Raw genomic sequence first — 14,317 nt, 5'->3', positions numbered from 1 at the left:
AAAGGTAAAATATTCACTAGATTTTACAGTTGCAGACGCGATTGCAGCTTTAGAAGAACTACGAATAAAGATACAAGAATGAAACCAGGGTACATTTATTTAATTCATAGTGTAGGCACATATAGATACAAAATAGGGCTAACTGTAGCACCACGGACACCAGAGGAGAGATTAAAAGAACTGAATAGCCGTCAAAGTCCCTACCCTTTGAAACTCATTCATTATGTGTTTGTTACTGACGTTTACAAAGTAGAGAAAGAAATTCATCAAGCTTGTAAGTCATTTAATGTTTATAGGGAGTGGTTTGAATTTACAAAGAACGCATATTTGCAACAAGCTATTCAGTTAATGGAGCGTAGTAATGTAGCGCAAAGATCAAATAATAATTATCAGGCTTACGGTCAAAATCATCAAAAAATAAATGTTTATTTGCCTATAATTCCTAGAGATATTGAACGTGCAAGTCAAGAGAGAGAGGAAATCCCAAAATATTTAATATCCAGACGATATGAACCCCAGAATCGTTTGAGACAAGGCATAGTCGGGGAGAAAAACAAGAAGAAGAAAATTAAGAAAAGGGAACCTACTGTTTTAGGTAAAGTTTTCAATAATAATTTTTTATTTTTAGTAGCAATAGTCATTTGTATTATTTTATTTTTATATGTTGTGAGTAGATTGATTTAAAAGTGCGTGAATGGGATGATACAGCAAGGGTTTGAAGTCCTTAAATTTTAGAAACTTCAATTGATACAGTTTTATCCCTAAGTTAAATTTTTCGTTTCAACTCTTAGTAGCTGGCAAATAAACTCACAGACACTGTACTAACTAATAGACCATCCTCAGAGAGCTAAATAACATGACAGTTAGGCATAAAGTCAAACTGTCTTCTGTTCAGGTTTAGTCCGTCCAAGCTGACGGTTGCTACTTAGGATATTTTATATTTTTGAATTGGCGAAATGTTATATTGTCGCCAATTGAACATTCTATAAATAAAGAAATACAAATTTTCGCCATTTTAAGAGTAAACTAGCAGCATTTACTGGAGTACATCTCGTGATAATCACCCTTGCCAGTTTCAAGGGAGGTGTCGCTAAAACGACAAGCGCCATCCATATTGCTTGCTTTCTATCTCAGCTAGGCAGTACTTTGCTAGTTGATGGCGACCCAAACCATAGTGCTACAGGATGGGCAAAGCGAGGAGCATTACCTTTTAAAGTTGTGGATTTACTACAGGCTCCTATGCACAGCCGTAATTTTGACCATGTAGTTATTGACACAGCCGCTAGACCAAGCCACGAAGATTTGGAAGCACTCGCTGATGGGTGTAATTTATTAATCTTGCCCACTACCCCTGATGCTTTAGCGATGGATGCACTGTTGCAGACTGTAGGCGCACTTAAATCATTGGGCAGCTCGCGCTATCGTGTGTTGCTCACAATTATTCCCCCTGCCCCTCGCTTAACAGGACAGCAGGCACGGGAAGCATTAGAGGCAGAGGGAATACCACTATTTCAACATGGGATTAGACGATTTGCTGTTTATGAAAAAGCGGCACTGGAGGGGCTGCCAGTTTACCAAGTAAAAGACCGCAGCAGCAAAATAGCATGGCGGGAGTATCAAGAGGTGGGTAAGGAGATATTGTCATGAGCAACCCTAAACCTAGCCCTTTTAAAAAGTTATTTGAAACCAAAGAGGAAGCACAAATTGAGCCAGAACTTCCGACTGAGCCAACTACAGAGAGTAACGTGACACAGACTCCAACACCACAAAAGACAGCGCCAATTCAAGAAGAACCCCGTAAACGTGGCAGACCTGCAACAGGTAAGCGGTCTGATGATGCTTGGATTGGGCGCACCTATTATGTGAAACGCTCAACAGATTTAGATGTAGAGGAAGAGTTACTTAAACTAAAAAGACGTGGCGTAGAGATTGATAAAAGCGAATTGGTAGATTTTCTCATGGCTGTCTGGGTGAAATGGCAGCAAGGTGAAAATATAGATTTACTAATTGACGAATTTACGCCAAGGCGAAATTCTGAATAAAATTGAGTCTTTGCTGAATGAGGAGAGCGTGCAGGTGAACTAGCACGGGAGAAAGTGCGTCAGCAGCACAGCCCCTGAACCGCTATTCCTACCGTTTACAATGTGGAAAGTAAGGACAATGATTAGAGGTAGAAGATGACTAGCAAAGAATTATTAATCCAAGAAATAGAAACTTTACCACCAGAATTGTTAACAGAAGCACTTAATTTTATTCGAGAAATCAAAACCAGTCATACAGCAAAACAGTCAAATACAAATAACTTACGTGGTTCTACAGCTGAAGATTTACTAGAATTTGCAGGAACTTGGTCAGGTGATGATATCAGAGAATGTCTTCAGCTTGTTCATGATACTCGTATGCCACTGGAATTTTAAGAATGTATTTGCTTGACACAAATCATTGCACTTTTTTGATAGAAGGTGAACCAAAAGTTGTCAATCACTTTCGGGAACTAGGTAAGGTTACACTCGCCACCAGTGCTATTGTCGCAGGTGAACTCAGATTCATGGCACAAAACTCCCAACAAAAAACTGCAAATCTCATCAAAATTCACGCATTTCTCAACCGAATTGATATTTATCCAATTGATGATGAAACGGCAGAAATTTACGGAGATTTCAAGTCGGAAATTATTAAAAGATTTGCAGCCAAAGAAAAGAGTAAACGCAAAACAACTCAACTACAAGAAATTGGCATCGGTGAAAATGACCTGTGGATTGCTGCGACAGCTTTACGCCATTCATTAATTCTCGTTACATCAGATAGTGATTTTAAAAGAATGCGTCAAGTCAGGGAATTTCCTGTAGAAAGTTGGATTTGATTTATTTTATTTTATTTTATTTAATTCGCTAGTAGTCTGCCAAGGCAACTATTAATAATTCTTTAAATTCTAACTTTACCCCTATGTCCTAAATAAGTTCTGATATTGAATCGCTCATCTGCTTTTGCAAACGCTGGCGGTTATCATCATATTTCAAAACCGTCTGCACTTGGGCGTGTCTGCTGAAGCGCTGGGTAGCACGGTAGTTGCCATTATTCAGATCCAATACTGTAGTAATCGCACTGTGGCGGACACGATGCGGTGACATCTTCTTAGTAATTCCGGCTTGCTTACATAGCCCATCTACCAGTCGCCTGATTGCCTCCCCGGTTAATCTCGATCCATTCTTGTGGTATGCCAGCACGGTGAAAAGCGGTTCATTGCTACGTTTCTTCTTACTTGCTTTTATCCAACTGGCGATTGCGTCGGTGGTTCTGTCTGATAGGTCAAGAATTTCTTTCTGGCTACCCTTGCCTTTACCCAGGATTGCAAGAGTTTTCTCTTTGGGGTTAAAGTCACGCACATTTAGATTGACTATCTCCTGACGACGCAAGCCATTATCCCAGAGTAACCGCATAATGGCATAATCGCGCTTGCCCTTAAGGGTACTGCGGTCAACTAAAGCTATGACTAGGGCATAGTCCTCGGCTGGAATGCCCATTGTGTCACGGTAGGTTTCGACCTTTTCACCTTTGACATCATCCAGGGAGAAATTGCAGACTCCCAGCCGTCGCCCCATCTCAACCATTGACTTGATAGCACTAAGGCGACGATTCACCGTAGCTTCAGCCAGTTTTTTCTTAATCAGGTGTGCCTTGTATTTCAAAACTACAGCGACGGCATGACGCTGTTCCAAGTGCAGAAACTCTAGAACCAAATCCCGACTGGGTTCTTTCTTAACGACAAACAGAAAGAAATCTCTTAAATCTTTTTGGTATTCGCGCTTAGTGTTCTCACTACGCTTATCCCCAATTAACTGCTGAATAACATCGGGGTCATTTTCTAAAGAAAAATCCTCGCCGATCGCTAGGGCAAGTGAGTTTTCGAGAACGCTTAGGTTTTCGGGATGGATCGATGTCATGGTTTTAAGCAGGGGGGGCAGGGGGAGCAGGGGAAGCAGGGGGGGCAGGGGGAGCAGGGGAAGCAGGGGGGGCAGGGGGAGCAGGGGAAGCAGGGGGGGCAGGGGGAGCAGGGGAGGCAGGGGAGGCAGGGGAGGCAGGGGAGGTTTAACGCTTTATCAACCAAGGTGTTGGGTTGTTAATCATAGTCACCAAACCAGATAAAACACGATTGTAAGTACCATAAAGTTCTCTACCGATTTCAACATTTATGTAATTGCATTTAACAGCAAATTCAATCCATGTCTGCGTTTCAGCCGCTTCAGCTTGTCTACGACACGCTCCGCGAACACAGTCATTCAGTTTTGCTACAAATGCTGCTTCGTATCGACGTTTTCGCCATGCTTCTGCAAAATTGGCACACACAGACCGTGAAGACCGACGAATTTGGTCAGTTAACGAGTATCGTTCCTCTACTGGAAATTTTTTGGATACTTCAAAAATCTTCATGGCTGTGTCAAAAGCCATCTTGTAGACTTCTAAATCCTTATGGTCTTTAATTGCTTCTTTATTCATCTCCCCCTGCCTCCCCTGCCTCCCCTGCTCCCCCTGCTCCCCCTGCTCTCTCTACTCCCTAATCATAGTATTTTTTGCTCTAAGTGGTGTGAAAATCACTATTGTCGCACTATTGCTTGAAGCAGCTGGAGAAGGGAGTTGGGGAGTTATTGTCAGTTGATTGACATTGATTGAGGGCAATGAAGAGAAATTAAATTAGATGACAGTGTAAGGGCTGACGATTTGACTAAGTAATAATGCTGTATGAATCTGGAAATTGCGGTTTTGCCCTAAGCTCACTCAGGAGAGTCCCGATCGCTCTTTGTGGGGCTTTGATATCAATTGTGATATCAAAAGGAAATTCACCGGAATGTCGATAGTCATAAGCAATAGCAGCTTGTATTCCAGTGGGGTCAAAGTTTTGCGGTAGTGAGCATTGGCTGCTACTTTGGGCTTGATTCCGGGCAATATTTATATGTAGGGTTGCACAAAAACTACTGAGTTAACACTCAGTAGTATCAATTACACAACTGTTGAAGATAAATTTGATGAATATCTCTAGCTCAGAAATGGATTTAGCATCTTTAGCTGCACGGATAGAACAGTTGGAAGCGGAGCAAAACCTGCGAAGGAAAAATATTGTCTGGCTAAAAAACTATTTTGATGCCTTGAAACAGGAGTTCCAAGACAGACCTGAGTTACAGCAGATTCAATGTATGGAAGAGGCGATCTCGCAGTTAACTGCACAAGTTGCTGAATTGCAACAGCACTTCAATCATTCATCTAGTTTGAGTAACAGTTTGGATAATTTAAATAATAATGATGTTACGGGAACAACTACTGAGAAAGTAAATATTGATGATGACGAAATAGTAAAAAAGTTTTTTGAAAGGGTTGAGCAGCAAAAAGAAACACCAGTATTGACAGAGACAGCTACTATTATCGAAAATGCTAGCCTTACCGAAACAGAGCAAGATAATCTAATTAATATAGCTGAAGAACAGGCTCAAAATAGCAGAGCTTTTAACGAGCAAGACTTCAAGATTGAGAGAATGATGTGGCTAGCCAATAGAATTTATGCAGCCGAGGAGTCAGTCCAGGAAATACCTATTAACTCTGAAGAATTCTTCAGGTTATATGATGCTAGAGAACGTGATTTTAGTGAGAGGAATCTGAGGAGAATAAATTTGAATGGTAAAAATTTCAGCAGCCTGAATTTTAGTAAAGCAAATCTAGCTGAATCAAATCTTAGTGAGGTAAATTTATCTAGTACAAAGTTGAGTGAAGCCAACTTAGATGGTGCATCCCTTTATAAGATAAAACTAACCTCGGTAAATCTAGAGAAAGCAACACTAAGAAAAGCTAATCTCACTGGAGCTTATATTTATGATATCAACCTCAGCGGAGCCAACTTAAGCGGAGCCAACTTAAGCGGAGCCAACTTAACTGGTGCTAACTTGAGAAAAGCAAAGCTGAATGGCTCTGACTTGAGTAATGCTAATTTAAGTAATGCTAATCTTTTGGAAGCAAATTTGGAAGGAGCAAACCTAACTGGAGCTAATCTAGAACAAGCGATTTACAATGAAAATACTGTCTTTCCTAAAGATTTTGTTCCTGAAAAAAATGCCTATTTGATAGCTCCAGGTTCATCATTGACAAATGCTAATTTAGCTGGTGCTGACTTAAAACAAGTTAACCTAACTGGAGCAAACTTAAAATGGGCAAACATCAACTCAGCCAGCCTGGAAGGTGCAGATTTAAGTGAAGCTAACTTAAGTGGAGCGAATTTAACTAGGGCAAATCTTTCTCACACAAAACTAATTCAAGCGGATATGAGTGGAGCAAAATTGAATGAGATAAAGCTGGTTAGTGCTAACTTAACTGCTGCCAACCTCAATACAGCCAACCTGATGCAAGCAGACTTAAATTGCACTAACTTAACAGCCGCAGAATTGTGCCATGCAAACTTGAAAAACGCAAAACTTAATGCTCCAAATTTCAGCGGTGCTAACCTTAGTGGGGTAAATTTGGTTGGTTTAAGTATTAACGCTAACTTCAGTGGAGCAAATTTAAGTAAAGCAAATCTCTGTGGGGCAACTCTCTATGGATTGAACCTGATAGGAGCTAACCTAACTGGAGCAGACTTGCGTGGATCAAATTTGAGTTATGCCAAGCTAGAAAAAGCCAATCTAAAAGACGCAAACCTAAGTGGAGCTACCTTGGAAAATGCAAAGCTCACTGGTGCGATCATGCCGGATGGCACAACTCACGAGTAGCTTTATAGTATATCTAATATTTAATTCTGAAGTGATCCCAGAGGTGGACGACTCGCACGCATATCTTAGAACGATTCAAAACAGTCACCATGTCACCCCACAGGGTTAGGCACTCGGCGATTACTGCGGCGCTTGATGCAACTGATGGGAATATCAGAAAGGTGCAGAAGTTGAGCCGTCATGCTGACCCGCGAACGCTGATGATTTATGATGACAACCGGAATAAAGACCTGTGGGAGATGTCGGAATTGTTGACGGGTATGTTGAAGAATTCGGAGTAAGAAAAAGTTCTTAGTGAACTAATTTAACTAGAAGCAATTCTCTGCTGAATCTCCAACGCTAGTGTGTTTTGAAAATCAGCAAGTTTCTTGAGAATATTTTTAAATGCATTAAAGGAATCATTATGCTGACGTAGCTTTGATTCCTGATATCGCCAACAAACGTCAAGTAGAGATGCTAACTTTTCTTGAATGTTGTCCTCAGTCCAAAACTGCTCATTAGATTGACTAACAGTATAAAGCCAGGAAAGGCTATCGATCCGAAGTTCCTCAGCAGATGGCTTCAACAGAAATGCAACAAACTGCAACGCACACCCTGGTTTATTCAAGTGTTGTCTAGCCCATTTCTCGTAAATTTTATGCATTTGCTTGATAATCGGCTTATGAGCTATTGTCCACATATTGTAAATGCTGGAGTTTAAGCCAACTAAATGACACCACAACTCCTCTAAACCGTACTGGCGGAGTCTTGGGTCAAACTCCCAGTTGGGCGATGAGAATGCAAAATCTACCATTGCATGACATTCTTTAATAAATCTGTCAGAAATAGGTTCAGAATTAAGGCCATTAATAAACCACTGTGTCAAAAATTTTTCAATCCAGTGATCCTCTTCCATTCCTAAATCAAGGATTGGCTTCCAAAAATCCTCCGGTTTTTCTGTAGGGGGCAATTGCAAAATTAAGGAAGAAATATGCTGAGAAAGCCAATCATTCCAGCCACTAAGTGTTCTGTTTTTCTCTGGAATCTGAAGGGAATATTTGAGTGCCTCTTTCCAAAACGTAATCCATTCTTGACGCTCAGTTCTGCTGATTGCCTGATCTAGTGAAGGTAGCCAAGTATAAGCGGCTTGAATTAGCCTAAAATTTAAGCTAGGAAATTGGTTAGGTGTAATATCTCCAAAGAGACCAGGTTGGCTGTAATTTTGGTGAGGTTTCTTGTCTGCTAGTTCTTCCCAAACCTGGATTGCTACTTCTTCCCAACTAGGTAGGTTAGGAGAAATAAGCTTGTCCAGAAAAGCTTTTATTTCTCGATGTCGTTCAACCTCAATATCAAAGGAGTATTCCAAACCATAACGAGTGCTATCCCACTTCCACCTTACTGCTGCCCAACGAAAAAGTAGATGTTGGAGTCGCTTAAAGTCTTCATAAAAAGAACTCCTAAATTTAGCAGCATGAGCAAAGACAGTACTGACAACTGCATAGCGCGAGCTTGTAACCAACAACGCTACACATTCTCGCCATTTATTAGAGCCTGGAAACTTAAACCAAATAAGCGGGATTATTTTGGCACAGAAAACGTCCCACTCCCATTCTGAATTAATTTCTTCATAACCAAATTTGTTTGCTTTTGGTGGTTCGTGGATAATCTTGATAAGTTGCTCAAAGCACCATTCTTCTCTCTGTGGATATTGTTGAAGCCAATTCCAATGAAACTGAATAAGAACAGCTATACCTCCACAAATGCTGTTCTCGATGTCATATAATCCAGACTCATCCTCGACAGTTGTAAATCCTGCAATTTGTTGAAGGAAATTCCAAGACTGCTCAAGCTGCTCATCTGGTAGTGGTTGGCCTGCATTGAGGATTTGTTGACAACGAAAAGGAAAAGACAAAAGTTGTAGCCGACGCTCAGAGTCTTGTGTAATAGCTTTTTCCTTATCGTTTGGTTTTTTAGGAGATTCAAATACCCAAAAATCACCATACCCAGAGTAATTCTGAATTCTGTAATTCTCAATGTTGTAACTGTCAACAAGTTCCTCTAAAAACCATTTAAGTCCGTCTTCTTTAGAATTTCCCTGAAGGCGCTTGAGCCAGTGTGAACGAGCATCTTCAAAAAAAGTCTGCATCTCTAGAGTATTTAGGAAAAGGTATTGTGCCCATTGATGCAATCCCTGCTTTCGATGAGGCAGTTCGTACCACTCACGAACTAACTCGATAATCTCCTCGCTTTGCCCTAAGTAACGTCTCATCCCAGTTATATCTGGCACAGACAAAGGTCGATGTTGGTATTCCCAAAGATGAAATTCAGGAACTGTAAGCAGCAGTCTTAGCACTCCTTGCAAAAGAAAAGGAGCTTTACGAGCTAATGCACTTAGTAATCCCGCAAATGCTACAGAATTAGAGCGTTGCAGGATTAACTGAAGTACATCATTCACCGGTTTATTTGCATCAATTTCGTCATAAAGCCATTTTTCTAATGCCATTAAGGCTACGGCTATCGGATATGGGCATAAATGGTGGTTACAGTACCAGTAGTAAACTTCTTGATTACCAATCCATTTATATTCATTATTTTCTACATTTATTAATACTTCTGGAATTTTTTGGTTTTCACGTCGCCAACTATCTGACCATCTTTCCGTTGCAAAATTAACTAAACGTAGGATTAATTCTAGTCCTTCTTGAGGCTGATTTTTTAGGAAAAAGAAGAACGTCCCTTGATTATAGAGAGGAAAACCCCACTCTTGAATATAGACAATTTCTAATCGTTGTTTATGAATACCGGATTCTCTGCGATAGATATGAGGTTCTTCTATTAGCAGAGCTAATAGAACTTCGCGTGCAACGCTTGGGTTGGCAATAATTAGTGAATAGATAGCATCTGTTGTTAAGCAGACCTGGCGAAATGCAGAGTGTACTTTCTGACTTGGGCCATCCGGCCAAGCAACGGGTTCCTCTTCCTCCTCATCTCCGAATTCCCAGCTAAAGTTTCTGAAGATTATTGGATCTATTTCCTGCTCATCTATTCTTGACCAGGAGGATTCATCAAGTTCTAATTCATAGGTTCCATATTCTGGATCATCAATAATTCTTTTAATAAGAGGTTCGGATTGAGTTTCTGTTTCAGTCTTTTGTGCTGTGACTTCTTTCCTAGCACTAGCTTTTAGTGCAAAATTGGCTACACGGTCAGGAAGTTCATAAACTCCTGCAAGTGCAGCATGATAAATTTTTTTACTTAGATCATCTTTCTCATAGAAAAATCTGCCAGATTTTGTGGACTCTAAAAGTCGTTCAGCAGTGGCTAAAGCTAGCTCGGCAGCTTCCCGGCGCAGTGGCCATTTTGTATCCAATCGTCGTAGCCATGTGTTTGCTATCTCTGCAATATATCCAGGTGCTAGTTCAATGACATCTGTTAAATGTCGGTGGAGAAACTGAAGTATTGGTACCCAGTAGGGAAAGTATGGAATCCGCTGTATTGTAGCGGCCGTGGTTTCCAAGTCTGAATCAAGTTGGGAAGCAATAGCCAAAATCGCAGGATTGGGTAATGTGGCAATGAAAAGGAACCTGGCTAGTAACCGACGTAACAACAAACCATCGTTTGCAGCTAAATCAGCCCAGATACGCTCTAAAAGTGGAAGTGGGTTGGCAGCGAAAACAACCGCTTCCAAGAGTAAGTCCGAAGTTAAATCAGGAGTATTATCGTCTCCGCATAAAGAAACCAGCGCAGAGCGCCATTGTGCCGTATCTTCATTTTTCTCCAGAAGATGAAGTCCGTAAAGCCTTACAGCGCGATGCCAAAGAGGAGAAGAGACTCGATGTTTAATATAGTCCCGCAGGTTGTTTTTTTGTCCTAAGAGAACTCGCTGCCTTGCCCAATCACCATAGAGGTCATGACAAAAAGATAGGCGCTCCTCTCGTTCTTGACAGAGGCGATCTCTAATTAAACTGTCTACTTGCGCTAAGTCAGAAATAGAAAATGCGTCCGTTGCCGTTTCAGATTCCAAATTATCTGCCTGCTTTTCACCCAATGATTTTAGTAGACCAGCTCGCATTCTAGCATTGGGCTGTTTACAAACTTCTGTCTCCCAAAACCATTCAATCAAGTTAGATTCTCCAACCCACTGAGTAGTATCCACAGAGCCGCCAGTAGACAATTTTGTTGCTAGTAAGTCAAGGACTTTTGGCTTGAACAATAGGGACTGTAGTTGAGGTTGAAAATTTAAACGTTTCAAAGCAGGAAATGTTTCCCAGACTGGTTCAAAGTCATTAATAGAAGGAGCGCCAACTTGAAGCATTTTCCAGTCTTCAGTCAAGACATTGGCGCGTGCCAAAAGCATTTGAACTCTGTTCCACTCTTCTAACTGGCAAGGAATAAGGAGTCGCCAAGGGCTGTCCTCCACATTTAGTCGAAGTGTATGAATTAGCACAGATAAATTCTGAAATGCAGCTTCCGAGAAGATGCGATCTAGTCCATCAATTACCACATAGACGAGAGGAGCAGAAACAGCAGCTAGAACATCTCGAAGCGGAGAAGATAACCCTAAACGATTCTGAAAAGATGAAAAGTCTGAAACATCAAAGCTGCTAGCCTTCCACCAGATGGTTTTGTTAGCATTCTGTTCTTTTTCAGCCCAAGATTTAGAAATTACAGTTTTTCCACAGCCTGAAGCCCCCAAAAGAACAACTACCTTGTTGTTCTCAAAAGCTGTTTCTATTGCTTCTAATTCTACTAGACGATAAATAAAAATTTTATTACCAATTCTGTCTGGGATTATTGTGAGATTTTCTCTTGTTTGTTCTATAAGTTTTATCCAATCGGTTTGATAATTTGGAGAACTATTAGGATGAAAAATAAATTGAATCTGGAAATTACCATCACCGATTGCAGCCTGCATTCCACCACCTAATATGGAACTATCAGCCTGCTGCTTAATATTTGGCTCAGACGAGGGTAGTGGACTAGATTCAGGTTGCTCTGACTGATTCATTAGCTTATCTCACTAGAATCCAAAGAAACTTTTAGCGACACCCAGCCAGCCGGGTAGTTCCAACAAAATTGGTTTAACATTCTCCCAAAGGTTTTTAGTTGATGCTACAGTTTCGCTTGTAGTTTTCAGTGTTTCTGCCATCCGTTTTAGATTCCCAGATGCCAACTGTTTATCAGGTTCAGGAACTTGAGCTTCTTCTTTAGCGGCTCCTAGATATTTGAGTGACTTTTCTTTAACTGCTTCTGGTAGTTCTGGGTTTGCACCTACTAATTGTTCTATCTGCGCTAACATCCGAATTACATCTTCCTGAGTTAGCTGTTTTTCACCAGATGCGACTACATTGGTCTCCATTGTTTGCTGGTTTTTGTCGCCCTGCGCCGCTTGCATACCACCGTACACATTACCGCCGCTTACATTTTGGGAAATTCCACCAGGATTATTAGTCATTATATTTATCTTGTCTACTTAGATGCTTGAATAAAAATTGAGTATAGCTCACTAAGACAAATCCAGTGACGGTATCAGCTACATCAAAGCGCAGATTTTCACGGCTCAAGCCTTCGATAAATTTAAAGGCGACGGGATTGGCGATCGCCCTGCGTGAGTTGGTTGTATCTTCCTAATTTCGTTTGAATTCCATTTTGGCGAAGTGGTCTTGCAGTAGTTTGTGGATGAAGCGGTAACGACCACCAACACGCTGGAGAAATAATCGCTCGGTGCAGTAGTCAAGGAAACGGGCATAGTTCCAGGGGATGTAGCCGTTGAAGTAGAGGATGAGGCGTAGGGTGAAGTGTTGAAGGCACGTTATACCACCATAAATTACCCAAGAAAACAGCCCTATACCCAGCCCGCCACTCAGCCCGCCACTCAGCCCGTTACTCAGCCCTAAAATCAACCCAGAAATCAACCCTAAAATCGACCCAAAAAAAACAGCATTGGAAGCAGATGTCCAAATACCTTGATTAGTAAATTTTTTATTTTCTATAGCTGGGTCAGACTGAAATCCAATCATCCCAAAAATCACCCAAGAAAACAGTCCTATAAACAGCCCTAAAAACAGCCCTAAAATCAGCCTAGTAATAAGATATCCACTGTTCATTAGCCCTAAAAGCAGCCCTAAAAGCAGCCAAAAAATCATCTGTTGTTTATCTATTTTTCTTAGATAAATTTTTTCATGTAATTTTATTTTGTGAGACTGCACTCCAGCCTGCCCTGCAATTAGACAAATAATCAGACCAAAAATCAACCCAAAAATCAACAAATTAAGCAGCCCAAAAATCAACAAATTAAACAGCCCAAAAATCAACCCAAAAATCCAAGTATAGCTCTTTTGTTGACTTTTGCTCATTAAGTAATTAGGCTGTATTTCTTCAATAATAAAAAACTCCGTTTTAGATTCTCGCTGCATTTGTTGGGCTAACCAAACAAGCCACATTCGGGTTCGTTTAGCATTAGGTGGTTTGTTTTTATATGCCCTACTGTTAATACCCCGTGTCAACATTCGCCCTACATAAGCATCAAACAAATACTGACGACGGTCTGCTGTAGACTTTAACTGCTGCCATTCTTCAACAGATATTTCTTGAGACGTTAGAACAGTAATGCTAAGTAGTAAGGGAGTCTTTACTAACTCTAGTAAATCTAAGTCGCTACTGATGGTTAACCACAGTTCTATACAATTTATAGCGGTTAGATAATCACAAATTTGATTGTTGGTTAAAGGCTGTAAGTAGATAGCACCGTTAAGCTGTAGCTGAGTTGTGTAGTTACCATATTCCTCAATCCGGCTACAAACAACTAGATAAAGCGGTTTAGTTTCACTTGCTAAAAATTGATTAATTGCATCAACACAAAGTTCTTGGCGTTGTGGCTCAAGTTCATCTAAACCATCCAGCATTGGTAGTAATTGATGATTGTTTACCCACTCTTGACCAAGTTTAGTTGAAACACCATATTTAGATTTAAGTTCAGCCACTAACCAATCAGTTATAGATTGTCGGTCATCTTTCCACGAAGACAAGTTGAATAAAACAGGAACGGGATACTCAGGCTGTTCTTCTGCACGTTTAATTAATTCTTGAGCCAGTTCTAATTGTGTGGTGGTCTTACCTGCTCCTGGCGCACCCAGTATTAACAGCTTTCCTGCAATTTCTTTTAAATCAAAAACTTCTAAATTTGTTGTGGTATCTGGGAGAGGTTCAGCAGGCTTTATGCCACTTTTTATCTCAAAATACCAATCTGGCTTAACCTGGTGGGGTTGCAGCTCCTTCCCTAAATTAATCAACACGACATTGTGTAGAGATTGCCTTAATCGTGCAGTAACTTCTTGCTTGACTGCGGCTAATAGTATCCGTTCATTCTTTGGTCGAGCCGTGTTGCCTATTGGCGTTATCTGCTGCCCAAAGAAAAAATTTAAGGTATTACCTAACCAGTTATTGTTCCCCTGATTTTGGATATTATCATTACCTATTGCAGCCTGCTGTCCACCACCGAACGTTGAATTATTAGCCTCCTGTCTTATACCAGTTTCAGGCAAAGATACTTGATTATCGTCAGGAGACTTCGGCTGATCCATAGT

General features: G+C 40.7%; 11 protein-coding genes and 1 pseudogene. 7 read left to right on the top strand and 5 right to left on the bottom strand.

Annotated features, from left to right (window positions below; genetic code table 11):
- The first annotated feature begins 78 nt into the window (after positions 1 to 78).
- The 5 genes from H6G92_RS29225 to H6G92_RS29205 all read left to right on the top strand — a co-directional run bounded on the left by H6G92_RS29225 (position 79) and on the right by H6G92_RS29205 (position 2,863).
- Positions 79 to 684, top strand: coding sequence for a GIY-YIG nuclease family protein (locus H6G92_RS29225; RefSeq protein ID WP_190899015.1), 606 nt, complete (start codon positions 79 to 81; stop codon positions 682 to 684).
- Positions 685 to 1,053: 369 nt separating this feature from the next.
- Positions 1,054 to 1,647, top strand: coding sequence for a ParA family protein (locus H6G92_RS29220; RefSeq protein ID WP_190899013.1), 594 nt, complete (start codon positions 1,054 to 1,056; stop codon positions 1,645 to 1,647).
- Positions 1,644 to 2,042, top strand: a complete 399-nt coding sequence (locus H6G92_RS29215; protein ID WP_190899012.1) for a hypothetical protein — start codon at positions 1,644 to 1,646, stop codon at positions 2,040 to 2,042. Before H6G92_RS29220 ends, H6G92_RS29215 begins: the two co-directional genes overlap by 4 nt.
- A gap of 135 nt (positions 2,043 to 2,177) precedes the next feature.
- On the top strand, positions 2,178 to 2,417 hold the full coding sequence (locus H6G92_RS29210) for a DUF2281 domain-containing protein (RefSeq protein ID WP_190899011.1): 240 nt from the start codon (positions 2,178 to 2,180) through the stop codon (positions 2,415 to 2,417).
- A gap of 2 nt (positions 2,418 to 2,419) precedes the next feature.
- The gene (locus H6G92_RS29205) at positions 2,420 to 2,863 is read left to right on the top strand and encodes a type II toxin-antitoxin system VapC family toxin (protein WP_190899010.1); all 444 of its coding nucleotides are present in this window, start codon (positions 2,420 to 2,422) and stop codon (positions 2,861 to 2,863) included.
- 88 nt (positions 2,864 to 2,951) lie between these two features.
- Here H6G92_RS29205 and H6G92_RS29200 read toward each other — a convergent pair whose 3' ends face one another.
- Entirely contained in the window at positions 2,952 to 3,944 is a 993-nt protein-coding gene (locus H6G92_RS29200; RefSeq protein ID WP_190899009.1) for a tyrosine-type recombinase/integrase, read from the bottom strand.
- 145 nt (positions 3,945 to 4,089) lie between these two features.
- The gene (locus H6G92_RS29195; RefSeq protein WP_190899008.1) at positions 4,090 to 4,497 is read right to left on the bottom strand and encodes a four helix bundle protein; all 408 of its coding nucleotides are present in this window, start codon (positions 4,495 to 4,497) and stop codon (positions 4,090 to 4,092) included.
- Positions 4,498 to 5,024: 527 nt separating this feature from the next.
- Between H6G92_RS29195 and H6G92_RS29190 the strand changes: the two genes are divergently transcribed.
- Together H6G92_RS29190 and H6G92_RS29185 are read left to right on the top strand one after the other, a co-directional pair.
- Positions 5,025 to 6,752 (top strand): pentapeptide repeat-containing protein, encoded by a 1,728-nt coding sequence (locus tag H6G92_RS29190; protein ID WP_190899007.1) that lies wholly within the window; start codon positions 5,025 to 5,027, stop codon positions 6,750 to 6,752.
- Between the two features lie 89 nt (positions 6,753 to 6,841).
- A pseudogene (locus H6G92_RS29185) lies at positions 6,842 to 7,033 on the top strand (tyrosine-type recombinase/integrase); the annotation flags it as partial.
- 23 nt (positions 7,034 to 7,056) lie between these two features.
- Here the strand turns inward: H6G92_RS29185 and H6G92_RS29180 are convergent.
- The 3 genes from H6G92_RS29180 to H6G92_RS29170 form a co-directional block, all read right to left on the bottom strand.
- Entirely contained in the window at positions 7,057 to 11,739 is a 4,683-nt protein-coding gene (locus tag H6G92_RS29180; RefSeq protein WP_190899006.1) for a hypothetical protein, read from the bottom strand.
- 12 nt (positions 11,740 to 11,751) lie between these two features.
- The gene (locus H6G92_RS29175) at positions 11,752 to 12,186 is read right to left on the bottom strand and encodes a hypothetical protein (RefSeq protein ID WP_010994163.1); all 435 of its coding nucleotides are present in this window, start codon (positions 12,184 to 12,186) and stop codon (positions 11,752 to 11,754) included.
- 172 nt (positions 12,187 to 12,358) lie between these two features.
- A complete protein-coding gene (locus tag H6G92_RS29170; protein WP_190899004.1) occupies positions 12,359 to 14,314 on the bottom strand; it encodes an NACHT domain-containing protein in 1,956 nt (651 codons plus the stop codon).
- Positions 14,315 to 14,317: the final 3 nt, after the last annotated feature.

Source organism: Nostoc foliaceum FACHB-393 (genome assembly GCF_014698505.1).
Classification (GTDB): domain Bacteria; phylum Cyanobacteriota; class Cyanobacteriia; order Cyanobacteriales; family Nostocaceae; genus Nostoc; species Nostoc foliaceum_A.
Note: the sequence above shows the minus strand (reverse complement) of the source record. Positions and strands in the feature narration are given on the sequence as shown.

Bases quoted from the DNA above. Each gene is read 5' to 3' on its own strand.
- H6G92_RS29225 (WP_190899015.1), top strand. From the start codon at position 79: ATGAAACCAGGGTACATTTATTTAATTCATAGTGTAGGCACATATAGA.
- H6G92_RS29215 (WP_190899012.1), top strand. From the start codon at position 1,644: ATGAGCAACCCTAAACCTAGCCCTTTTAAAAAGTTATTTGAAACCAAA.
- H6G92_RS29210 (WP_190899011.1), top strand. From the start codon at position 2,178: ATGACTAGCAAAGAATTATTAATCCAAGAAATAGAAACTTTACCACCA.
- H6G92_RS29205 (WP_190899010.1), top strand. From the start codon at position 2,420: ATGTATTTGCTTGACACAAATCATTGCACTTTTTTGATAGAAGGTGAA.
- H6G92_RS29200 (WP_190899009.1), bottom strand. From the start codon at position 3,944: ATGACATCGATCCATCCCGAAAACCTAAGCGTTCTCGAAAACTCACTT.
- H6G92_RS29195 (WP_190899008.1), bottom strand. From the start codon at position 4,497: ATGAATAAAGAAGCAATTAAAGACCATAAGGATTTAGAAGTCTACAAG.
- H6G92_RS29190 (WP_190899007.1), top strand. From the start codon at position 5,025: ATGAATATCTCTAGCTCAGAAATGGATTTAGCATCTTTAGCTGCACGG.
- H6G92_RS29180 (WP_190899006.1), bottom strand. From the start codon at position 11,739: ATGAATCAGTCAGAGCAACCTGAATCTAGTCCACTACCCTCGTCTGAG.
- H6G92_RS29175 (WP_010994163.1), bottom strand. From the start codon at position 12,186: ATGACTAATAATCCTGGTGGAATTTCCCAAAATGTAAGCGGCGGTAAT.
- H6G92_RS29170 (WP_190899004.1), bottom strand. From the start codon at position 14,314: ATGGATCAGCCGAAGTCTCCTGACGATAATCAAGTATCTTTGCCTGAA.